Source organism: Escherichia sp. HH091_1A (assembly GCF_030295175.1).
Lineage (GTDB): Bacteria > Pseudomonadota > Gammaproteobacteria > Enterobacterales > Enterobacteriaceae > Escherichia > Escherichia coli_F.
The window spans coordinates 4,808,076-4,831,996 of the sequence record NZ_AP025747.1 but is presented as its reverse complement, the minus strand read 5'-3'; the positions used below and the strand labels follow the sequence as shown (position 1 = coordinate 4,831,996).

The window sequence follows — 23,921 nt, the reverse complement described above, 5'->3', positions numbered from 1 at the left end:
ACCTGTAAAAAATTCAGATCCTTTTTACGCTGACGGCTTCTTTTTTCTTACGGCTCACCAGCGCCAGTGCCAGCACAATCAGCACAATACCGCTGCCTTCAACCGCGCCGGGATTTTCACCGAGCAGCCACCAGGAAAAGAGTACGCCGCAAACGGGAACCGCCAGCGTACTTAAGCTGGCGATACTGGCGGGCAAGTTTTTCAGCACAAACAACCATAAGCTCCAGGCCAGCGCCGTCGCCAGAATCGCACTGTAGGCCAGCGCCCAGAATACGGTGGGCTGCCAGTCAATTTCACGTTGCGGCACCAGTAAAGCGACCGCACTCATCACCAGCGCCGCATACAACATCTGCCAGGATGTTAACGACAATAAATCTACGCGCGGATGACGGGCGTAAAGGCGTTTAGCGACAATGGCACTCGCCCCCCAACTGACACCAGAGAGGATCGCCAGCATGGCGCTTTTCATCGAAGAGAAATCGAGTTGCCACGGCTGCAACACCAAAAATAAGCCGAAAGCGGCAATCAGAATCGCCAAATATTGCCCGCGTCGCAGGCGTTCACCGAGAAACAACGCGGCGAAAATCACCACCCAGAATGGCATGGTATAGCTCAGGATCGCCACCTTCCCCGCTCCGCCGCTCACCAGCGCCCACTGCGCCAGGCCAACCATCCCGCAGGTTTGTAACAGGGCAATGGCTAAGGTGTATTTAAAGGGCGTCGGGCGCATTCCGCGACCGCGTAATAAAAGGACGATGAATAAAACGAGAGCGCCGAAAATGCAGCGTAAAGCGGTAAAGTCGAAGGCACCGATGTAGCTGGTGACTTGCTTCATGAAAATCCAGCTATAACTCCAGATAAGTGTGAGCACAACCAGGCCACTGATTGCCAGTGGGTTGCTCTTTCCTGCGGCAGACATGAGAGATCCAGTGTGTAGTTTTCCTGTGGACACTATACGCCGGTAAAGAAACTTCAGCGACTGCCTGAAAGACAGTCGCTGAAGAAGGTCAGATTACAGCAGGTCGAAACGGTCGAGGTTCATCACTTTCACCCATGCCGCCACGAAGTCTTTAACAAATTTCTCGTGGGCATCGCTGCTGGCGTAAACTTCCGCCACCGCACGCAGGACTGAGTTAGAACCAAAGACCAGATCCGCACGGCTGGCCGTGTATTTCACTTCGCCGGTTTCACGGTCACGGCCTTCGAACAGCTCTTTCGATTCGTCGGTCGCTTTCCACTCGTAACGCATATCCAGCAAGTTCACGAAGAAGTCATTGCTCAATACACCAACGCGGTCAGTGAAGACGCCATTTTTGCTGCCATCGAAGTTGGCACCCAGTACGCGCATCCCGCCCACCAGCGCGGTCATTTCCGGCGCGGTCAGCGTCAGTTGCTGTGCTTTATCAATCAGCAGTGACTCAGTAGTGGAAACATCCAGACGAGCGCGGTAGTTACGGAAACCGTCAGCAATCGGCTCCAACAGCTCAAACATTTCAATGTCAGTTTGATCCTGACGCGCATCAACGCGACCCGGCGCAAACGGGACATGAATGCTCAAACCTGCGGCGCTTGCGGCTTTCTCGACGCCAACCACACCAGCCAGCACAATGATATCCGCCAGCGAAGCTTTGCCAGACTCTTTCTGAATTTTCTCCAGAACTGGCAGGGCACGAACGGCTGCGGCGTTCACGTCCCAGTCACGTTGCGGCATTAATGCCAGACGCGCACCGTTGGCACCACCGCGTTTGTCTCCACCACGGAAGGTTGAAGCAGACGCCCAGGCCACCGACACCAGTTCGCTGACAGACAGACCAGAATCCGCAATCGCGAATTTCAGATCGATAATGTCCTGCTCGGTCGGGTTGTAGATCGGCTGCGGCAGCGGATCTTGCCAGATCAGATCTTCTTTCGGTACTTCCGGTCCGATGTAACGAGATTTCGGCCCCATATCCCTGTGCGTCAGTTTGAACCAGGCACGGGCAAAGGCTTCGTTGAACGCCTGCGGATCATTAAGGAAGCGACGAGAGATCTTCTCGAACTCAGGATCAAAACGCAGCGTCAGGTCGGTGACCAGCATTGTCGGTTTACGTTTCTTCGACGGATCGAACGGATCCGGAATAATTTCCGGTGCGTCTACCGCTTCGAACTGGATTGCGCCAGCCGGGCTGCGGGTCTGTACCCACTCATATTTGAACAGGTTCTCGAAGAAATAGTTGCTCCACTGGGTCGGTGTCTGGGTCCAGACCACTTCCAGACCAGAGGTGATGGCATCTGCGCCAACGCCGCTGCCGTAAGTGCTCGCCCAGCCTAAACCTTGTTCTTCAATCGGTGCAGCTTCTGGATCAGGACCTACGTTTGATGTCGGACCGGCACCGTGGGTTTTACCCAACGTATGACCACCCGCAATCAGCGCCACGGTTTCTTCGTCGTTCATGCCCATGTTGCCGAAGGTCGCGCGGATAGCTGCTGCCGCAGAAAGCGGTTCGCCGCTGTGATCCGGGCCTTCCGGGTTAACGTAAATCAGGCCCATCTCGGTTGCGCCCAGCGGTGCTTTCGCCAGTGCTTCCGGATGACGGTGAGTCAGCCAGGCTTTTTCATCACCCCAGTTAACGTCCAGATCCGGTTCCCAGACGTCTTCACGACCGGCACCAAAACCGAAGGTACGGAAGCCGGAGTTTTCCAGCGCCACGTTACCCGCGAGGATAAACAGGTCTGCCCAGGAGATTTTCTGACCATATTTCTGTTTGATTGGCCACAGCAGGCGACGCGCTTTATCGAGGCTTACGTTATCCGGCCAGGAGTTCAGCGGTGCAAAACGTTGCTGACCACGACCCGCGCCGCCGCGTCCGTCGATGGAACGGTAAGTACCCGCGCCGTGCCAGGCCATACGAATAAACAGACCGGCGTAGCTGCCCCAGTCGGCAGGCCACCACGGCTGAGATTCTGTCAGCAGGGCTTTCAGATCTTTTTTCAGGCCGTAGTAATCTAATTTGCTGAATTCTTTGCGGTAGTCAAAGTCCTCACCCAGTGGGTTAGAACGATTAGAATGTTGGTTTAACAGGTCAACACGGAGTTGATTTGGCCACCAGTCACGCGTGGTTGTGCCCCCACCTGCGCTCTGGTCGTGACCCCCCTGATAAAACGGGCATTTGCCAGTGGCTGTCGTGTTATGGATATCGTCTGACGTGCTCATCAATGTGCTCCCCTCTACAGTGTTACCGTTACGATACACAGCGTTAGAGAGAAGTTATAATTGAATTAATCCACGGATGCGATAGTTGAGATCTTACATATTGTTGGTTAAAGAGATGTAGATCAAATTGATCGTAATTAAGCTTTTTTGATTATGTCCGAATTCGGACAAATGCTTTATAAAAAAGGGTTTTAGCTTCGTATTCTTCAAGAAATGAGGGAGAAAACAAGGCTGACTACCTTATTTTCTCACTCGCATTTCGAGGCAGCATTTTGTGCTCTGTTTAAAATTTGTGATCACAGTGTGATTTTCACAAAAGGCACACTATTTATAAACCAGGTCGAACACCCAGCGTATGGCAAATCGCATAACTCATTTCAGCGCGGTTAAGCGTATAGAAGTGGAAATCTTTCACTCCTTCACGGCTTAAAATCTTCACCATATCCATGGCAATATTCGCGCCCACCAGCTTGCGGGTTTCAGCGTCGTCGTCCAGCCCGTCAAACATTTGCGCCATCCACGCCGGAATACGCACGTTGGTCATGTCAGCGAATTTCTTCGCCTGTTTAAAGTTAGATACCGGCAAAATTCCCGGAATAATTTCCACATCAATGCCCGCCGATACGCAGCGGTCACGAAAACGCAGGTAGCTTTCGACATCAAAGAAGAACTGAGTAATCGCGCGGTTGGCTCCGGCATCGACTTTGCGTTTCAGGTTGAGCAAATCCGCCTGAGCGCTTTTCGCTTCCGGATGCACTTCCGGATACGCCGCCACGGAGATATCGAAATCCGCGACCTCTTTTAACAACGTCACCAGGTCAGAAGCATACATTTCTGGCTTACCACTTCCCGGCGGCAGGTCGCCACGCAGCGCCACGATATGGCGAATACCGTTGTTCCAGTAGTCGCGTGCAATAGTGCGCAGCTCGTCGGGCGTCGCATCAATACAGGTAAGATGTGGTGCTGCTTCCAGACCAGTGCGATCTTTAATGCCTTTAATAATGCTGTGCGTACGGTCGCGCTCGCCGGAGTTCGCGCCATAGGTCACCGATACAAACTTCGGTTTCAGACTGCTAAGGCGATCGATGGAGTTCCACAGGGTCTGCTCCATTTCACTGGTACGCGGCGGGAAAAACTCGAACGAAACGTTAATCTGCCCCTGGACTTCTGCCAGACTCTGATTCAGGGCATCCCGCTGGCTGGCGTGAAAAAAGCTCATACCTTACCTCATCAATCGCTTGTAGTTATATGTTGTGTTGTGCACATCTATCCGTTTAGACGTCCAGATGTAAAGATGAAGGAAAAGCTGAAGGGCGTCAACCGAAAAATGACCAATGATGGTGAGGAAAAATCAGGGAAGATGAAAAAAACTCATCTTAATTAGAGGTAATAAAGAGATTTCTATATAGCGCAATCAACCTCACTCGTTTTGACTGATATACAGGCAACACAACGGCACCTGTTCTCATTCGAAAAACAACGCCCTGCCACCAGATGGTGATGCTAAAGCATCTGATTCGGCCTGCGCTCTCGTGTAGGCCGAATACAGAATCTGCGAAATCAACGGGTAACAAACAGTAGAGTCAACTCAGTGCGTACTTTTATTTAATATCTTTCACGCGCATACCGTTGATCTGTTCATCCGTGATGGTATTACCCGCTTTAAAGTAATCAACCACCGCGTGATAAACGTAATAACCGCCCGTCGTATTGCGCGCTTTACCCTCGGTAAACGCGGTAAAACCATCTCCACCATCAGCAAGGAAACTCTGAGTGGCAATGTGGTAAACCGTCGCATCTTCAATCGGTTTGCCATTCAAAGTCAGTGAGATAACCCGCTGACCAACCGGCTTGCTGCTGTCGTACTTCATTTCCAGGCCTTTCGATACCTGTAAAACGCCATTACTTAAACTTGCGCCGTGTTCCATCAAACTGCGTAATTGTTTACCCGTGAGTTCCATCGTCACCAGTTCGTTGGGGAACGGGAAGGTACTGATGACGCCACCCATCGTAATTGCACCCGCCGGGATCTCATTGCGAATCCCGCCAGAGTTGGTTAACGCCAACTGGGTATTTTTACCCGCCGCTGCCAGCAAAGCGTCCGCCGCCAGGTTCCCGAGGGAAGCCGATTCACCATAGGCACGTTTTAATTCAACCGGCGATTGCGCCACCGTTTGTTGCACCACTTCATCAAGCTTTTTATTCCAGCCTTCGATCACCTGTTTCGTTTGCGGATCGGGCTTCCACTCATCGGCGTAAATGGTTTTAAGCTCGAAGTTTTTCACCGTAAAATCATGCGGCTTCTCTTTGTAGTCCAGTACCAGTTTACCGACATCAATCCCACCGCTGTCAGTGGAGAGGATGAGCGTATTGCCGACTTTAATCGGTTCCGGCGTACCCACATGTGCATGCCCGGTGATCAAAATATCCAGCCCTTTCACCTGACTTGCCGTCTGAATATCTTTATCCAGTGCGCGGCGCACATCTGTGCCCCCCATACTGGACTGGCGGGCCGGAACACCTTCGTGGATCAGGGCAACGGTCAAATCAACCTTGCCTTTGAGTTCATCGATATAACGTTGTAGCCATTTAATTTCATCACGCGCCTCAATACCCACTCGCGTTGCCGCAGATACCGTATCATTAAAGGCAAATACACCGTGCAAACCAATCACGCCAATTTTCACGCCGTCTTTTTCAATGATGGTATAGGGCTTATCCCAGAATGATTTACTGCTGTTCTGATAAAAAACATTACCCTGCACAATCGGGAATTTTGCCTGACTCAACTGTTGGATTTGCCCCTATATTTCCAGACATCTGTTATCACTTAACCCATTACAAGCCTGCTGCCGCAGATATTCCCGTGGCGAGCGATAACCCAGCGCACTATGCGGATGCCATTCGTTATAATGCTCGAACGCCTCTGCAAGGTTCTTTGCTGCCGTTAACCCGTCTGGTTTGGGCATGATACTGATGTAGTCACGCTTTATCGTTTTCACGAAGCTCTCTGCTATTCCGTTACTCTCCGGACTCCGCACCGCCGTGTTCTTCGGTTCAAGTCCCAACATCCGGGCGAACTGGCGTGTTTCATTAGCCCGGTAGCATGAACCATTATCCGTCAGCCACTCCACTGGAGACGACGGAAGATCGTTGCCGAAGCGGCGTTCCACCGCTCCCAGCATGACGTCCTGTACTGTTTCACTGTTGAAGCCGCCGGTAGTGACCGCCCAGTGCAGTGCCTCACGATCACAGCAGTCCAGCGCGAACGTGACACGCAGTCTCTCTCCGTTATCACAGCAGAACTCGAACCCGTCAGAGCACCATCGCTGATTGCTTTCTTTCACGGCCACTCTGCCTGTATGTGCCCGTTTCGATGGCGGTACAGCAGGTTTTCGCTCAAGCAACAGCGCATTCTGGCGCATGATCCGGTAAACACGTTTGGCATTGATCGCAGGCATACCATCAAGTTCTGCCTGTCTGCGAAGCAGCGCCCATACCCGACGATAACCATACGTGGGCAGCTCTCCGATAACATGGTGTATACGGAGAAGCACATCCGTATCATCAGTGTGACGACTGCGGCGGCCATCCATCCAGTCATCGGTTCGTCTGAGAATGACGTGCAACTGCGCACGCGACACCCGGAGACAACGGCTGACTAAGCTTACTCCCCATCCCCGGGCAATAAGGGCGCGTGCGCTATCCACTTTTTTGCCCGTCCATATTCAACGGCTTCTTTGAGGAGTTCATTTTCCATCGTTTTCTTGCCGAGCAGGCGCTGGAGTTCTTTAATCTGCTTCATGGCGGCAGCAAGTTCAGAGGCAGGAACAACCTGTTCTCCGGCGGCGACAGCAGTAAGACTTCCTTCCTGGTATTGCTTACGCCAGAGAAATAACTGGCTGGCTGCTACACCATGTTGCCGGGCAACGAGGGAGACCGTCATCCCCGGTTCAAAGCTCTGCTGAACAATTGCGATCTTTTCCTGTGTGGTACGCCGTCTGCGTTTCTCCGGCCCTAAGACATCAATCATCTGTTCTCCAATGACTAGTCTAAAAACTAGTATTAAGACTATCACTTATTTAAGTGATACTGGTTGTCTGGAGATTCAGGGGGCCAGTCTAACTGTAATAACGTATTGTCCCAGCCGTGATCAAATTCATGATTACCTATAGTGACCGCATCGAACGGCATGGTATTCATAATATCGATAATCGCCTTGCCTTTAGTCAGGCTGCTGATATACGGCCCGGTAAAATAGTCACCCGCATCAAAAAACCAGGTCGCTTTGTTTTTAGCTTTTTCTTGTTTAACAAGCGTAGTGATATTTGCCCAGCCGCCAATATCTCGTTTACCGTCAGCAATCCACGGCACTTTATAAGGCTCTACATGTGCATGGAGGTCGTTGGTATAAATGATGGTGACATCTTTGGCGCAAGCCCAGAACGGCAGTGTTAATGCGATACCCGCAGCAAGCATTTTAATTTTCATAAACAATCCCTTCCAGTGAGATAAAGGATTGCTACATTACGTTCTGAAAGGCTTTTTTATGTGAGAATACTCACATCCAGAGGCGATAACTGTAGGACAAAATCAACGACCTTATGAAATCGTTGGTGATATATGTCAAATCTGTTTGCGATTAATGTCTGTAAAACGTTCGGTTGTCGAAATTTGGGATTGGCCTCATCGGAAGATTACAGTTGGCCAGACTATAAACTGGGTTTTCCGGCACTGCACTGCCAGGCATGCGGAAGTTACCCCCCTTTGTTTGATGAACAACAATTTCGTGACTGGTTGTCAGTTCACATGACTGCGTGTGCCATAGAAACAGGGTATTTTTGTCCATCATGCTATTGTAAAGAAAAGATTTTTTATGGACACAACCCGCAGGGAACACAACGCGTTCAATGCCGTTCATGCAAAAAAGTCTGGACTCCGAAACAGCAGCCAGCAAGAGAAATTACGTATCCCCAGTCCATTGAAACCGTTCAACTGTTCATGCCCTTTCAAGGAGCCAGCGCAGTACAAAAGCTCTATGTTTTAGTCAGTCTTGACGCCACTCGTGGCAACATCCTTCATCTCTCCACGAATTATACGCAACATCAGACAGGAGACAGTCTGCGGTACAGTTACAGAGGCAATACAGAACCAACTGAGCACCATAGCGATATTGTGCAGAGGGTAGATATGCGTGAAGCGCAATTCTTGCGCCGGAGCCAGTTCGATGAAATTCAGTATGGCAGTGCTGTGCTCAAGCGCAACGGCAAGGGAGCCATACTACGCCCGGTTATCACGGCACACGGGCATTTCAGAATACTGAAAATCCGCTTTCCACATGTCAAAACGCATATCATTTCACACGAATGTTTTCTGAGAGGCGCAATTATTACAGCCTGGGCAGATCAGTTCCGCCAACAACAAGGCGAACTTTGGTTCGTAGAAGAAGAAATCAGCGACCGTAACGCTGATATTCCCTGGCATTTTCAGGGAACGACATACCATGGTTGGTGGCAAAATCAGTGGCAACGCTGGGGGCAGGGGAATAACAGCAAGATGGTCTGCCTGCTCACAGGAGTCTCCTTAGAAAGGGGCGCAAATGTTTCTCTGGCAACCAGTCGTTGCTTTATCACATGGCTGACAGACCAACACGACTTTACCCAAAGCGCGTTATTATCCGCAGGTCGCGTAACGAAAATGCTGACCTCACTGGCGTTAAAATACAATGAATCGCTCAATCCATCTTGTTAGTCAATACACTCGACAAACGACCATAAATTAATGGGATCACTATTTCTCATTTAATTAAATATATGAATGTATGACTGAAAAATATAATCACAGTCAATGTTTAATTAATAACATTATTTGTTACTAAGATCACATAATACTTTCCTGACCTATGCTTACATAAAAATAAGACACGGAGTTCCTTTTATTTAAATAATTCAACCAATGTAACAACCCCTATCAAGGAGGGATGATGAGAACTGTATTTACGACTTTATCAGTCATATTCAGCGTGATGTTTTCTCACAGTATACTAGCTCAGGACGTTACTATTTATTATACGAATGATATTCACGCACATGTCAATCCGGCAAAAATTCCCGCTGTTGATAAGAACAGACTTGTAGGTGGTATGGCTAATATCGCAGGCATCGTTAATGAAGCGAAGAAAAAAAACAAAGATGTCTTTTTCTTTGATGCAGGCGACTATTTTACCGGTCCGTATATCAGTACCCTGACCAAAGGTGAAGCTATTATTGATATCATGAACACCATGCCCTTTGATGCGGTGTCCGTTGGTAATCACGAGTTCGATCACGGCGTGCCCAATATGGTATCTCAGTTATCAAAAGCAAAATTCCCCATTCTGCTGGGAAATATTTACTACACCGATACAAATAAACCAGTTTGGGATCATCCGTGGACCATTATCGAAAAAGATGGTTTAAAGATTGGTGTGATTGGATTGCATGGTGCATTCGCTTTCTATGATACAGTCGCGGCAAAAGCACGTGAAGGCGTAGAAGCCAGAGACGAAATTAAATATTTAAATAAAGCACTTGCAGAATTAAAAGGTAAAGTCGACATTACCGTTTTGCTAATTCACGAAGGTGTTCCGGCGCGTCAATCAAGCTTTGGTAGTAAAGATGTGGAGCGGCTACTACAGGCAGATATTGAGACAGCTAAAAAAGTGAATGGTGTTGATGTCTTAATTACCGGTCACGCACATGTCGGAACACCGCAACCAATAAAAGTTAATAACACATTAATTGTATCTACCGATGCATACGGCACCGACATCGGAAAACTTGTGCTTGATTACAATCCGAAAACAAAGAAAATTGATAGTTATAATGGTGAGTTAATCACCATCTTTGCAGATCAATTTAAACCTGACACCATCGTTCAAAATACTATCGATAAATGGAGCGTAAAACTTAACAAAATAACACAGGAAGTTGTCGGCCATTCTCCCGTAGTTTTAACACGTGAGTATGGCAGTTCTTCTTCTACCGGTAACCTTATTCTGGATGCAATGATGGAAAAAACACCTGATGCCATTGCCGGATTTCAAAATAGCGGTGGGATGCGAGCTGATTTTCCTAAAGGTGATATCACACTGGGAGATGTTATTAGCACATTCCCCTTTAATAATGACCTCATCGAGATGGATTTGACGGGCCGCGATCTCAAATCGTTGATGACGCATGCAACCAATCTAACTAACGGTGTGTTACAGGTTTCAAAAAGCGTTGCGGTTGTCTATGACAGCAAAAAACCACTCAACCAACGGTTAATCTCTTTCACCATTAACGGCAAACCCGTGGAAGATAATCAAACATATCGTATTGCCACGCACTCCTTTTGTGCCAGTGGTGGTGACGGTTTTGAAGCATTTTTGAATGGAAAAAATGTGAAGACGATACCGGGAACAACCTCGGCGGAATCAATCATCGATTATTTCAAAAATCATAAACCTGTCACCCCAGACTTAACTAAACGAGTCATGGACGTCGCCAAATAAAATATCATTTATCAGTCTATATATTTAACAAGGAATGCGAATGAAAACAGTGCAGCGTACTTTACTTGCCGCAACATTGCTGACTATTTTTTCGGTCTCAGTCATGGCGCAGGATGTCACGATTATTTATACAAATGATCTTCACGCTCATGTGGATTCTTATAAAGTGCCGTATATCGCAGACGGAAAACGCGACATTGGCGGCTTTGCCAATATATCTACTTTAGTAAAACAAGAGAAAGCGAAAAATAAAGCCACCTTTTATTTTGATGCTGGAGACTATTTCACCGGCCCTTATATCAGCAGTCTGACAAAGGGCGAAGCAATAATTGACATTATGAATACCATGCCTTTTGACGCAGTATCAATCGGCAATCATGAGTTTGACCATGGCTGGGATAATGCCCTGCGACAATTAAGCAAAGCGAATTTTCCTGTTTTATTGGGCAATGTTTATCATAAAGAGAGTGAGAAACCCTTCTGGAACAAGCCCTACACCATCCTGGAAAAAGATGGCATCAAGATTGGTATTATTGGGCTACACGGCGTATTTGCATTTAATGATACGGTCTCGGAGCTCTCTCTCCAGGGACTCGATAATGACAATAATAACCGCTTTGATAAATCTTCCGAGACCCTTAAGAATCAGGGGATTGAAGCACGTGATGAAGTGAAGTATTTGCAGCATTATATCGACGAGTTACGTGATAAGGTTGACCTCACTGTGGCGCTGGTTCATGAAGGCGTTCCGGCGCGTCAGTCCAGCATTGGCAATACAGATGTTAGACGCGCTCTTGATAAAGATATTCAAACCGCTAGCAAGGTGAAAGGATTGGATATTCTGATTACCGGGCATGCCCACGTCGGAACGCCAGAACCAATCAAAGTCGGCAACACCTTAATCCTTTCGACTGATAGTGGCGGTATCGATATTGGTAAATTAGTCCTTGATGTCAACCCTACAGCTCGTACCCATAAAATGAAGAGCTTTGAGCTGAAAACAGTTTATGCCGATGAATGGATACCCGATCCAACGACACAAAAAGTTATCAATGGCTGGAATAAAAAACTGGCGGATATTGTACGCCAACCAGTGGGTGAATCATCGATTGCATTAACTCGCGCCTATGGTGAGTCATCGCAACTAGGCAACCTGTTTACCGATGCAATGCTTGTCGCTGCTCCGACTGCACAGATTGCATTGATAAACTCCGGCAGCTTACGTGCGGATATAAATGCAGGCACGATTACCTTTGGCGACATTACCAGTACATTCCCCTTCAAGAATGAACTTACTGAAATGGATCTCAGCGGTAAGGATCTGCGTAACCTACTGGAACACGGGGCATCGCTTACCAATGGCATCCTGCAAATGTCAAAAGGCGCAGAAATGCGCTATACCCCGCAGAAACCAGTAGGTCAGCGCATAGTATCTTTTAAAATTAATGGTGAAGAGATCGTTGATACGAATATTTACCATGTTGCAACAACGACTTTCCTTGCACTGGGGGGCGATGGTTTTCTGGCATTCAAAGAAGGGAAAAATGTTCAGGTCCGCGCCAGAAATAACATGTCCGATGTCGTGATCGATTATTTGAAGAAAGGCCACAAGATTACGCCTGCACAGGTAAATGAAATGCGGGTGGACGTTAGCAAATAATAAAAATTATAATGCCATTCATTCACTGAATGGCATTATTTTTCTCTAAATCAACAATAAATAATGAGATATATTTATGTGTATAAAAAAGCACGGGATAGCTTTATCGATTCTATTAATACCTTGCATTGGAAACGCTCAGGAAATTAAAAGTGAGGAAGGCTGGTTACATCAAAGCTTGAATGTCATTGGTCGCACAGACTCTCGCTTTGGCCCAAGGCTGACTAACGACCTCTACCCTGAATATACTGTAGCAGGAAGAAAAGACTGGTTTGATTTTTATGGTTATGTTGATCTACCAAAATTCTTTGGCGTCGGCAGTCACTATGATGTTGGGATCTGGGATGAGGGCTCACCACTATTTACGGAAATAGAACCTCGGTTTTCCATTGACAAATTGACCGGATTAAATCTTGCGTTCGGCCCTTTTAAAGAATGGTTCATTGCAAACAACTATGTCTATGATATGGGTGACAACCAGTCATCCCGGCAAAGTACATGGTATATGGGGCTTGGTACAGATATCGACACGGGTCTACCAATTAAGCTTTCTGCCAATATATACACCAAGTATCAGTGGCAAAACTATGGTGCCGCTAATGAAAATGAATGGGACGGATATCGATTCAAAATAAAATATAGCATTCCTCTTACCCATTTATTCGGAGGGCGATTGGTATACAATAGTTTTACTAACTTTGATTTTGGCTCCGATCTTGCGGACAAATCACACAATAATAAACGAACCAGTAATGCTATTGCTTCAAGCCATATCCTTTCCCTGCTATATGGACACTGGAAATTTGCATTTACACTACGTTATTTTCACAACGGTGGACAATGGAATGCTGGGGAGAAAGTTAACTTCGGAGATGGTCCATTTGAATTAAAAAACACAGGATGGGGAACCTATACTACTATTGGTTATCAATTTTAAATCAGGTGATGTTTTAGATATTTTTACTTAATGCCATTTTGTAATTGTCATAAATAACTTCACCATTCACACTGTGAATTCATCGCTCAACACAAAAGCCCCTTATTACCGGGGCACTGACCAAAGGCAAAATGACAATCAATCACCACCTCCGCAGGAGGTGGTTTAGAGGTGACAACAAAAGCTGGCAACTGCCAGCTTTTGTTCAATAATCACTACAACAACTGCGCCAGACGGTTAATATCCGACTGAATCGCCCCGGCGGTGACGTCGCGCCCTGCACCTGGCCCGCGGATCACCAGCGGGTTGTCGCGATACCAGCGGCTTTCGATGGCAAAGACGTTATCGCACGGTAGTAGTGATGCCAGCGGATGGTCTTCTCGCACCGCTTCCACGCCTACTCGCGCTTTGCCGTTGGCATCGAAACGCGCCACGTAGCGCAACACCAGCCCCATTTCACGGGCCGCTTCCAACCGTTGTACCATCTGCTCATTAAGTTCATCGCCATTTTCAAAGAAATGGTCGATGCTTCCACCTTCGCAATGGGTTGGCACCAGTGATTCAACACGCACCTGGTCCGGTTCAATGTTGTAACCCGCTTCACGCGCCAGAATCACCAGCTTGCGCATCACGTCTTTGCCGGAGAGGTCATCACGCGGGTCAGGTTCAGTTAAGCCCTGCTGCCACGCCTGATCCACCAGCTCGGTAAACGGCACGCTACCGTCGAATTGCAGGAACAGCCAGGAGAGTGTGCCGGAGAAGATCCCGCTGATCGACAAAATAGTGTCGCCGCTGTCGATCAGATCGCGCACGGTATGGTTGATCGGCAAACCTGCGCCGACGGTGGCGTTGTATAGCCAGTGACGCCCGGTTTTTTCGAACGCGTCGTGGATCTGGCGATATTTATTGCTGTCGCTCGCTCCCGCCAGTTTGTTGGCACTGATGACGTGGAAACCGTGGCTGGCGAAATCGAGGTATTGATCGGCCAGTTGCTGACTGGCGGTAACGTCCAGCACCACTAAATCATCATACGGATGGGCACGCATCCACAGGAACAGCGACTCTTCATCCTGTTCGACGGCTTCATCATTAAAGAAGGCTAGCGCACGGCTGGCGTCCAGCCCGTCATAGCTCAACAGGCTGCGACGGCTGTCCACCACGCCTGCCAGCACAAATTCAAAGCCGGTGCGCGCCGAGAGCGTGCTCTGCTCACGGGCGAACAGTTCCAGCCAGCGGGAACCGATATTGCCCTTACCGAACAATACCAGGCCGATGCGTTTTTCTGCGCGGAAGACGGACTGATGCAGCCCCTGAATCAGGCTTTCGGTCGGCCCGGTGCGCAGTACTGCCACCAGGCTGATGCCGTCATCGGACTGCCAGGTAAACTCGACCGGCTGGCCTTTCAGTTGCTGCCAGAAGCGGTGGCAATGCAGCGGGTTACGGGTGACGCCCGCCCCAACCATCGCCACCAGCGCCAGCCCCTGACGCAGGCGCAGTTCGCCAGGTAATCCTGCTTCGTCGAGGATTTTCAGCGCACTGTCGGCCACTTCCGAGGTGTAGCAAAATTGCAGCAACTGGCGATCGTTATGCACGCCAACCGCCAGTGGGCGCACCTGAGCACGTTTCAGGATTTGGTCGATCTCTTTATGCGCCAGTTTGAAATCCTGACTGGCGGGCACCTGAAACTCAATCAAACAGACATCATCGTGGCTGGTGACAATACGCGCGCCCGTACCGGAAGCCAGCACGCGTTCAATGCGCGTGGAACCTTGATCCGGTGTATAGCTACAGCGCAGCTGCAGGTCGATTTCACTGCCAGAAACTGGCTGTAAAGTACGCGCGTGCAACACTGGCGCGGCAAGACGCGCCAGTTCGCTGGCTTCATCAAGACGCAGCAATGGCAGCAGACAGGCATCTTTCACTTTACGCGGGTCGGCGCTATATACCCCGGCGACGTCACTCCAGATGGTTACGCGGGAAACTCCCGCCAGCGCACCGATTTGTGTCGCGGAATAGTCGGAACCGTTACGCCCCAGCAGCACCGTTTCACCGGCGTTGTTACGGCTGATAAACCCGGTCACCACCAGACGTTTGCCCGGATGTTGTACCAGTAGCTGTTGCAGCAACGGGTAAGAAAGCCCTTCATCAACCTGCGGCTGCGCGGCGCGTTCAGCGCGTAAAAACTCGCGGGCATCAAGCCAGGCCGCTGGCAATCCTTGTTGATTAAGTACCGCAGACATCAGGCGCGCCGACCACACTTCACCGTGGCCCACCACTTCCGCATACACCGCATCGTTAATACCGCTGTCGAGCAGCGCCGCCAGGCGTTCCAGATCGCTGACAAAAGCGCTAATGAGGCTATCGGCTTCTTCAGCGGGTAGCAGGCCGCTAATCAGATCGCACTGATAACGACGTAGCGTTTGTTGAACCTGATGCGCAGAGAGACGATCGGTCTGGCTTAGTTTCAACCAGTTAATCAACTGGTTAGTGGTGCTACCGGCGGCGGAAACCACCATCATATCGTCAGGCTGAGAGTACTCCGCCATAATGCCCGCGACACGCAAATAACACTTCACATCAGCCAGACTACTGCCACCAAATTTATGCAGTTGACGACCTTTCGCCCCTGCCTGCGCAATCACACTCATTTTTACCCCTTGTTTGCAGCCCGGAAGCCATTTTCCAGGTCGGCAATTAAATCTTCGCCATCTTCAATACCGGTGGAGATACGCAGCAGCGTCTCGGAGATCCCGGCGGCAGCACGCGCTTCTGGTGCCATGCCTGCATGTGTCATGGTTGCGGCGTGAGAGATTAAACTTTCCACTCCCCCTAATGATTCCGCCAGCGTAAACAACGACAGCCCACCCAGGAAACGACGCAGCGTCTGCTCATCGCCATCCAGTTCAAAACTCAACATTGCGCCAAAGCCTTTTTGCTGGCGCGCAGCAATTTCATGCCCTTGATTTTCCGGCAGCGACGGGTGATACAGTTTTTTCACCAACGGCTGGGTTTGCAGATATTTCACAATCGCCTGCGCGTTGCGCTGCGCCAGCTCCATACGCGGCACCAGCGTTCGCAAACCGCGCAGCAACAAATAACTGTCAAACGCGCCGCCCGTCACGCCAATATTGTTTGCCCACCAGGCCAGTTCGGTGACAACGTCCGGGTCTTTAGCAATCACCACGCCAGCCACTACATCTGAGTGACCGTTCAGATATTTCGTGCATGAATGCAACACCAGATCGGCACCTAATGCCAGTGGATTTTGTAATGCCGGGCTTAAGAAGGTGTTATCCACCACGCTCACCGCCCCGACTTCCCTTGCCAGATGGCAGATTTTCGCAATATCCACGACGCGTAACAATGGATTACTTGGGCTTTCTACCAGTACTAGTTTGGGTTTTTCTGCCAGTGCAGCCTGCAATGCCTGCTCATCTCCTTGATCAACAAACAGCACGCGATAACAGCCGCGTTTCGCCAGGCTGTCGAACAGGCGATAGCTGCCGCCGTAGCAGTCGTGCGGTGCAACCAGCAAATCGCCAGGTTTCAAAAAGACGGTCGTTACCAGGTGGATGGCAGACATGCCGGTATTAGTCAGCACTGCACCAGCACCGCCTTCCAGTTCAGCCAGCGCACGCTGAACCACATCGCGCGTTGGGTTGCCGCGACGCGAGTAATCATGCGCGCGCGGTTCATTAAATCCGGTAAAGTTATAGGTGCTGGAAAGATGGATTGGAGGGACAACGCAACCATACTGTTCGTCGTCATTTAACCCGCTACGCACTGCGATGGTGGCCTGTTTACGCGTCATGTGATGAAGTTCCCTGGGCTTTGTCGGTGAAATCTCAGGCACCAGAGTAAACATTGTGTTAATGGACGTCAATACATCTGGACATCTAAACTTCTTTGCGTATAGATTGAGCAAATCCCCAATAACCGTTAAAATTACATGCATTATCACGCCGACAGGTGCATTACACGATGTCACGGTAACGCCTGTACGGTAAACTATGCGGGTTTACGGTCAGTACCCACATAAATTGTGTGGTCTGGTCTCAATTTATTGACGAAGAGGATTAAGTATCTCATGGCTGAATGGAGCGGCGAATATATCAGCCCATACGCTGAGCACGGCAAGAAGAGTGAACAAGTCAAAAAGATTACGGTTTCCATTCCTCTTAAGGTGTTAAAAATCCTCACCGATGAACGCACGCGTCGTCAGGTGAACAACCTGCGTCACGCTACCAACAGCGAGCTGCTGTGCGAAGCGTTTCTGCATGCCTTTACCGGGCAACCTCTGCCGGATGATGCCGATCTGCGTAAAGAGCGCAGCGACGAAATCCCGGAAGCGGCAAAAGAGATCATGCGTGAGATGGGGATTAACCCGGAAACGTGGGAATACTAAAGCGGAAAAGAGCGGCGCGGAGTTAACCAGCCGCTTTTTTCATACATGGACGTTTAACTATGAAATACAGGCTACTGATCCTCAGCCTGCTGGTTTCTGTGCCTGCCTTTGCCTGGCAGCCGCAAACTGGCGACATCATCTTTCAGATCTCTCGCTCATCGCAAAGTAAAGCGATCCAACTGGCGACCCATTCCGATTACAGCCACACCGGTATGCTGGTGATGCGTAACAAAAAGCCCTACGTTTTTGAAGCGGTCGGCCCGGTGAAATACACCCCGCTCAAGCAGTGGATCGCCCATGGTGAAAAGGGCAAATACGTTGTTCGCCGCGTTGAAGGCGGACTGAGTGTTGAACAACAGCAAAAACTGGCGCAAACGGCAAAACGTTATCTCGGAAAACCGTATGACTTCAGCTTCTCGTGGAGCGACGATCGCCAGTACTGTTCGGAAGTGGTGTGGAAGGTTTATCAGAACGCGCTGGGGATGCGCGTAGGTGAACAGCAGAAGTTGAAAGAGTTCGATCTTAGTAACCCGCTGGTTCAGGCGAAACTCAAAGAACGTTATGGGAAAAATATTCCGCTTGAGGAAACAGTAGTTTCACCCCAGGCCGTTTTCGATGCGCCACAACTCACCACAGTCGCCAAAGAATGGCCGCTGTTTTCGTGGTAATACGACCAAAATTCAGACACAAAAAAAGCGCCGTGCGGCGCTTTTTTCGGAAATCCGGTCTTATTTGCTGCCCGGGATGTTGAAACGCTTGTTGAAGCGGTCAACACGGCCACCGGTAGCAACATCACGCTGTTTGCCAGTGAAGAACGGGTGGCACTTGCTGCACACGTCGAGGTTCAGATCATGACCAACGGTGGAGCGGATTTTCATTACGTTACCGCAAGAGCAGCTAGCAGTAATTTCTTCGTATTTCGGGTGAATATCTTTTTTCATGGGAAAACCTCGGTTTAAGGCCGCGTCGCTCTTCCAGCCCTAACGCCAGACACCACGCGATGTTTAAAGTATAGTTTGACACGATCATTTCGTATCAAAGGCGCCGAATCATACAGAAATTAACCAGCGTATGCAAACTGATCCGCACTCCTCTACGGCAATGTGTATACTGTTCCACCGAATTTCAAGTCAGGATGATGCTATGCCCGTTGCTCACGTTGCCTTGCCCGTTCCGCTTCCTCGTACCTTTGACTATCTGCTGCCAGAAGGCATGACGGTTAAAGCCGGGTGTCGCGTGCGTGTGCCGTTTGGCAAACAGCAGGAGCGTATCGGGGTTGTGGTGTCAGTTAGCGATGTCAGCGAGCTGCCGCTTAACGAGCTGAAAGCGGTAGTAGAAGTGCTGGACGTTGAGCCGGTATTTACTCACTCCGTCTGGCGATTACTGCTATGGGCCGCGGATTACTATCATCATCCGATTGGCGATGTGCTGTTTCATGCCTTGCCGATTTTACTACGCCAGGGGCGGCCTGCGGCGAACGCGCCGATGTGGTACTGGTTTGCCACTGAACAAGGTCAGGCGGTGGATCTGAACAGCCTGAAACGCTCACCCAAGCAACAACAGGCGCTGGCAGCGTTACGGCAAGGCAAAATCTGGCGTGATCAGGTTGCCACGCTCGAATTTAATGATGCCGCGTTGCAGGCGCTGCGCAAAAAAGGTCTGTGTGATTTAGCAAGTGAAACACCAGAGTTTAGCGACTGGCGCACGAACTATGCCGTTTCTGGTGAACGGTTGCGATTGAATACCGAACAGGCCACCGCCGTTGGCGCAATTCATAGCGCGGCAGATACTTTTTCTGCCTGGCTGCTGGCGGGTGTTACCGGTTCCGGTAAAACGGAAGTCTATTTAAGCGTGCTGGAAAACGTGCTCGCTCAGGGCAAACAGGCGCTGGTGATGGTGCCGGAAATCGGCCTGACACCGCAAACTATTGCCCGTTTTCGTGAGCGGTTTAATGCGCCAGTGGAAGTTCTGCATTCCGGCCTGAACGACAGCGAGCGTCTTTCGGCGTGGTTGAAAGCGAAAAATGGTGAGGCGGCGATTGTGATCGGCACCCGCTCCGCGCTGTTTACGCCGTTTAAAAATCTCGGTGTGATTGTCATTGATGAAGAGCACGACAGTTCCTACAAGCAGCAGGAAGGCTGGCGCTATCATGCCCGCGACCTGGCGGTGTATCGTGCGCACAGCGAGCAAATCCCGATTATTCTTGGCTCCGCAACGCCCGCGCTGGAAACGTTATGCAACGTCCAGCAGAAAAAATACCGCCTGCTACGCCTGACCCGTCGGGCAGGGAATGCGCGTCCGGCAATTCAACACGTGCTGGATTTAAAAGGTCAGAAGGTGCAGGCTGGTCTGGCTCCGGCGTTAATCACCCGTATGCGCCAGCATTTACAGGCCGACAACCAGGTTATCCTCTTTCTTAACCGCCGTGGCTTTGCACCTGCCCTGCTGTGCCACGACTGCGGCTGGATTGCCGAATGCCCACGTTGCGATCACTACTACACGCTGCATCAGGCGCAACAGCATTTGCGCTGTCACCACTGTGACAGTCAGCGTCCGGTGCCGCGCCAGTGCCCTTCCTGCGGTTCCACGCACCTGGTCCCCGTGGGGCTGGGCACCGAACAGCTTGAACAGACGCTTGCGCCGATGTTCCCCGGCGTGCCCATTTCTCGTATCGACCGCGATACCACCAGCCGCAAAGGGGCGCTTGAACAACAACTGGCGGAAGTACATCGCGGCGGTGCGAGGATTTTGATCGGCACGCAAATGCTGGCGAAAGGTCACCACTTTCCGGATGTGACGCTGGTGGCATTACTGGACGTAGACGGCACGCTGTTTTCTGCCGATTTTCGCTCGGCAGAGCGTTTCGCCCAGCTTTACACCCAGGTCGCCGGTCGTGCCGGGCGTGCGGGTAAACAGGGTGAAGTGGTGCTGCAAACGCACCATCCGGAACATCCTCTGTTGCAAACATTGCTCTATAAAGGCTACGACGCCTTTGCCGAACAGGCGCTGGCTGAACGACGCATGATGCAACTGCCGCCGTGGACCAGCCATGTGATTGTGCGTGCGGAAGATCATAACAATCAGCACGCGCCGCTGTTCCTGCAACAGTTGCGTAATCTGATCCTCGCCAGCCCGCTTGCAGACGACAAACTGTGGGTTCTCGGTCCGGTTCCGGCACTGGCCCCTAAGCGTGGTGGCCGCTGGCGCTGGCAGATATTGTTGCAGCACCCTTCCCGCGTGCGCTTGCAACACATCATTAGTGGTACGCTGGCGCTCATCAATACAATACCGGATTCCCGTAAGGTGAAATGGGTGCTGGATGTCGATCCCATCGAGGGCTAATGCGCAAACGATGCGAGGCGGATCGAAAAATTCAATATTCATCACACTTTTCATGAAAATTCTGTAACCGTTTTCACGCGCTATCTGCTAAAAATGTTGCCGATGTGAAGTAAACATGGAAGTAGTACGCCTGCCGTGCCGGGCGAGGAGTGAGTGTGAAAGCGAAGAAGCAGGAAACTGCCGCGACCATGAAAGACGTTGCCCTGAAGGCAAAAGTCTCTACAGCGACCGTCTCCCGAGCATTAATGAATCCCGATAAAGTCTCCCAGGCCACCCGTAATCGGGTTGAAAAAGCGGCCCGGGAAGTAGGTTATTTGCCGCAGCCTATGGGGCGCAACGTCAAACGTAATGAATCCCGCACCATTCTGGTGATTGTCCCGGATATCTGCGATCCCTTCTTTAGCGAAATTATTCGCGGTATCGAAGTTACGGCGGCAAATCACGGATATCTGGTGCTGATTGGCGACTGTGCGCATCAAAATCAGCAGGAAAAAACCTTTATCGATTTGATTATCACCAAGCAAATTGATGGCATGTTGCTGCTGGGTTCAAGGCTGCCGTTTGATGCCAGCATTGAGGAACAGCGTAATCTGCCGCCGATGGTGATGGCGAACGAATTTGCGCCGGAACTGGAGCTGCCTACAGTTCATATCGACAATCTGACCGCGGCATTTGATGCAGTAAATTATTTATATGAGCAAGGTCATAAACGGATTGGCTGTATAGCCGGTCCCGAAGAGATGCCGCTGTGTCACTACCGCCTGCAAGGCTACGTTCAGGCGCTGCGTCGCTGCGGCATTATGGTTGATCCGCAATACATCGCCCGGGGCGACTTCTCCTTTGAAGCCGGAAGCAAAGCGATGCAACAGCTGCTTGCTCTTCCGCAACCGCCTACTGCTGTCTTCTGCCATAGCGATGTAATGGCGCTCGGCGCACTTTCTCAGGCAAAACGCCAGGGGCTGAAAGTCCCGGATGATCTGTCCATAATCGGTTTTGATAACATCGACCTGACGCAATTTTGTGATCCGCCGCTGACAACCATCGCGCAGCCGCGTTACGAAATCGGTCGGGAAGCTATGCTGTTATTGCTTGATCAAATGCAGGGGCAACACGTTGGCAGTGGCTCTCGTTTAATGGACTGCGAACTTATCATCCGGGGATCAACACGCGCGTTACCTTAAAGTAAACCTTTAAGACTGCCGTGACTGGTCAAAGGCCCGCCGCTTAAGTAACATGGCGGGCTGACGAACGAATAAATACAGCGAAACGATAGTGGCACAACGAGATTATGTACGCCGCAGCCAACCGGCACCTTCGCGGCGAAAAAAAAGCACCTCACGGAAAAAGCAACGAAATCTGCCTGCGGTTTCTCCCGCAATGGTCGCTATTGCTGCCGCCGTTCTTGTGACCTTTATCGGTGGTCTGTACTTCATTACGCATCACAAGAAAGAAGAGTCCGAGACGCTGCAAAGCCAGAAAGTGACCGGAAACGGATTACCACCGAAACCAGAAGAACGCTGGCGCTACATTAAAGAGCTGGAAAGTCGCCAGCCGGGTGTGCGTGCACCAACAGAACCTTCTGCCGGTGGTGAAGTGAAAACGCCGGAACAACTGACACCAGAACAACGTCAGCTTCTTGAACAAATGCAGGCTGATATGCGCCAGCAACCAACGCAACTGGTTGAAGTCCCATGGAATGAACAGACGCCGGAACAGCGTCAGCAAACGCTTCAACGTCAGGCACAACAGCGTCAGATTCAGGCGGCTCAACAGCAGCAGCGTCAGGCTGAGCAGGCATATCAACAACCGCGTACCGCGCAAGCGCAGCAACCACCGCGCCAGACGCAGCAGACTCGCCAGGCGGCTCAGCAGCCGTACCAGGATCTCCTGCAAACGCCAGCACACACTGCCGCGGCGCAGCCGAAGTCACAGCAAGTCGCGCCTGTTAGCCGGGCCGCTGACGCGCCAAAACCGACGGCGGAGAAAAAAGACGAACGCCGCTGGATGGTGCAGTGCGGTTCGTTCAGAGGCGCGGAACAGGCAGAGACGGTACGTGCTCAGCTGGCGTTTGAAGGCTTTGACTCGAAGATCACCACAAACAATGGCTGGAATCGTGTGGTCATTGGCCCGGTGAAAGGCAAAGAGAACGCAGACAGCACCCTCAATCGCTTGAAGATGGCGGGTCATACAAACTGCATTCGGCTCGCCGCCGGGGGTTGAAACCCTCAAAATCCCCCCCATCTATAATTGCATTATGCCCCGTACTTTTGTACGGGGTTTGTACTCTGTATTCGTAACCAAGGGGTCAGCTCGTGACAACTATAGTAAGCGTACGCCGTAACGGCCATGTGGTCATCGCTGGTGATGGTCAGGCCACGTTGGGCAATACCGTAATGAAAGGTAACGTGAAAAAGGTCCGCCGTCTGTACAACGACAAAGTCATCGCGGGCTTTGCGGGCGGTACTGCGGATGCTTTTACGCTGTTCGAACTGTTTGAACGTAAACTGGAAATGCATCAGGGCCATCTGGTCAAAGCCGCCGTTGAGCTGGCAAAAGACTGGCGTACCGATCGCATGTTACGCAAACTTGAAGCACTGTTGGCAGTCGCGGATGAAACCGCTTCACTGATCATCACCGGTAACGGTGACGTGGTGCAGCCAGAAAACGATCTTATTGCTATCGGCTCCGGCGGCCCTTACGCCCAGGCTGCGGCGCGCGCGCTGTTAGAAAACACTGAACTAAGCGCCCGTGAAATTGCTGAAAAGGCGTTGGATATTGCAGGCGACATTTGCATCTATACCAACCATTTCCACACCATCGAAGAATTAAGCTACAAAGCGTAAGGATCTC

At 50.5% G+C, this 23,921-nt stretch carries 16 protein-coding genes and 3 pseudogenes; 10 read left to right on the top strand and 9 right to left on the bottom strand.

Annotated elements, in window-relative coordinates:
• Positions 1-13: 13 nt before the first annotated feature.
• The 6 genes and pseudogenes from yijE to QUF14_RS23975 form a co-directional block, all read right to left on the bottom strand.
• Positions 14-919, bottom strand: a complete 906-nt coding sequence (gene yijE / locus QUF14_RS24000; RefSeq protein ID WP_001271249.1) for a cystine transporter YijE — start codon at positions 917-919, stop codon at positions 14-16.
• Between the two features lie 93 nt (positions 920-1,012).
• Complete coding sequence (gene katG / locus QUF14_RS23995; RefSeq protein ID WP_100733990.1) at positions 1,013-3,193, bottom strand: catalase/peroxidase HPI; 2,181 nt, start codon at positions 3,191-3,193, stop codon at positions 1,013-1,015.
• Positions 3,194-3,521: 328 nt separating this feature from the next.
• On the bottom strand, positions 3,522-4,412 hold the full coding sequence (metF, locus tag QUF14_RS23990) for a methylenetetrahydrofolate reductase (RefSeq protein WP_000007523.1): 891 nt from the start codon (positions 4,410-4,412) through the stop codon (positions 3,522-3,524).
• Between the two features lie 382 nt (positions 4,413-4,794).
• Positions 4,795-5,985, bottom strand: a pseudogene (locus QUF14_RS23985) (bifunctional metallophosphatase/5'-nucleotidase); the annotation flags it as partial.
• Positions 5,986-5,997: 12 nt separating this feature from the next.
• Positions 5,998-7,226 (bottom strand): IS3-like element IS2 family transposase gene (locus tag QUF14_RS23980; protein ID WP_097494069.1). Its coding sequence is split into 2 segments (ribosomal slippage): positions 5,998-6,911 and positions 6,911-7,226, totalling 1,230 coding nucleotides; the frame shifts between segments, so codons are not numbered across the junction.
• Positions 7,227-7,315: 89 nt separating this feature from the next.
• Positions 7,316-7,684, bottom strand: a pseudogene (locus QUF14_RS23975) (metallophosphoesterase); the annotation flags it as partial.
• 132 nt (positions 7,685-7,816) lie between these two features.
• Between QUF14_RS23975 and QUF14_RS23970 the strand changes: the two are divergent.
• The 4 genes and pseudogenes from QUF14_RS23970 to QUF14_RS23955 all read left to right on the top strand — a co-directional run.
• On the top strand, positions 7,817-8,944 hold the full coding sequence (locus QUF14_RS23970) for a hypothetical protein (RefSeq protein ID WP_000067198.1): 1,128 nt from the start codon (positions 7,817-7,819) through the stop codon (positions 8,942-8,944).
• A 232-nt stretch (positions 8,945-9,176) separates the two neighbouring features.
• Complete coding sequence (locus tag QUF14_RS23965; protein ID WP_001261171.1) at positions 9,177-10,727, top strand: bifunctional metallophosphatase/5'-nucleotidase; 1,551 nt, start codon at positions 9,177-9,179, stop codon at positions 10,725-10,727.
• Between the two features lie 40 nt (positions 10,728-10,767).
• A complete protein-coding gene (locus tag QUF14_RS23960) occupies positions 10,768-12,387 on the top strand; it encodes a bifunctional metallophosphatase/5'-nucleotidase (RefSeq protein WP_100733604.1) in 1,620 nt (539 codons plus the stop codon).
• A gap of 76 nt (positions 12,388-12,463) precedes the next feature.
• Positions 12,464-13,309: pseudogene (locus tag QUF14_RS23955) on the top strand (nucleoside-specific channel-forming protein Tsx); the annotation flags it as partial.
• Between the two features lie 230 nt (positions 13,310-13,539).
• Here the strand turns inward: QUF14_RS23955 and metL are convergent.
• Positions 13,540-15,972 carry a bifunctional aspartate kinase/homoserine dehydrogenase II gene (gene metL, locus QUF14_RS23950; RefSeq protein ID WP_000110774.1) on the bottom strand — a complete coding sequence of 811 codons (2,433 nt, stop codon included), beginning with the start codon at positions 15,970-15,972 and terminating at the stop codon, positions 13,540-13,542.
• A gap of 2 nt (positions 15,973-15,974) precedes the next feature.
• Positions 15,975-17,135 carry a cystathionine gamma-synthase gene (metB, locus tag QUF14_RS23945; RefSeq protein ID WP_001353720.1) on the bottom strand — a complete coding sequence of 387 codons (1,161 nt, stop codon included), beginning with the start codon at positions 17,133-17,135 and terminating at the stop codon, positions 15,975-15,977.
• Positions 17,136-17,411: 276 nt separating this feature from the next.
• Here metB and metJ point away from each other — a divergent pair, with 276 nt between their 5' ends.
• Both metJ and QUF14_RS23935 read left to right on the top strand, forming a co-directional pair.
• Entirely contained in the window at positions 17,412-17,729 is a 318-nt protein-coding gene (gene metJ, locus QUF14_RS23940; protein ID WP_000852812.1) for a met regulon transcriptional regulator MetJ, read from the top strand.
• Between the two features lie 59 nt (positions 17,730-17,788).
• Positions 17,789-18,397 carry a YiiX family permuted papain-like enzyme gene (locus tag QUF14_RS23935; RefSeq protein WP_000877403.1) on the top strand — a complete coding sequence of 203 codons (609 nt, stop codon included), beginning with the start codon at positions 17,789-17,791 and terminating at the stop codon, positions 18,395-18,397.
• Between the two features lie 60 nt (positions 18,398-18,457).
• Here the strand turns inward: QUF14_RS23935 and rpmE are convergent, their stop codons facing one another.
• The gene (gene rpmE / locus QUF14_RS23930) at positions 18,458-18,670 is read right to left on the bottom strand and encodes a 50S ribosomal protein L31 (RefSeq protein ID WP_000710769.1); all 213 of its coding nucleotides are present in this window, start codon (positions 18,668-18,670) and stop codon (positions 18,458-18,460) included.
• Between the two features lie 202 nt (positions 18,671-18,872).
• On the opposite strand from rpmE, the gene priA reads away from it, so the two are divergent.
• The 4 genes from priA (at position 18,873) to hslV (ending at position 23,914) form a co-directional block, all read left to right on the top strand.
• Positions 18,873-21,071 (top strand): primosomal protein N', encoded by a 2,199-nt coding sequence (priA, locus tag QUF14_RS23925; RefSeq protein WP_100733602.1) that lies wholly within the window; start codon positions 18,873-18,875, stop codon positions 21,069-21,071.
• Between the two features lie 155 nt (positions 21,072-21,226).
• Positions 21,227-22,252, top strand: a complete 1,026-nt coding sequence (cytR, locus tag QUF14_RS23920; RefSeq protein ID WP_000644899.1) for a DNA-binding transcriptional regulator CytR — start codon at positions 21,227-21,229, stop codon at positions 22,250-22,252.
• A gap of 91 nt (positions 22,253-22,343) precedes the next feature.
• Positions 22,344-23,291, top strand: coding sequence for a cell division protein FtsN (ftsN, locus tag QUF14_RS23915; RefSeq protein WP_038813017.1), 948 nt, complete (start codon positions 22,344-22,346; stop codon positions 23,289-23,291).
• A gap of 92 nt (positions 23,292-23,383) precedes the next feature.
• Positions 23,384-23,914, top strand: a complete 531-nt coding sequence (gene hslV / locus QUF14_RS23910) for an ATP-dependent protease subunit HslV (protein ID WP_000208242.1) — start codon at positions 23,384-23,386, stop codon at positions 23,912-23,914.
• Positions 23,915-23,921 lie beyond the last annotated feature (7 nt).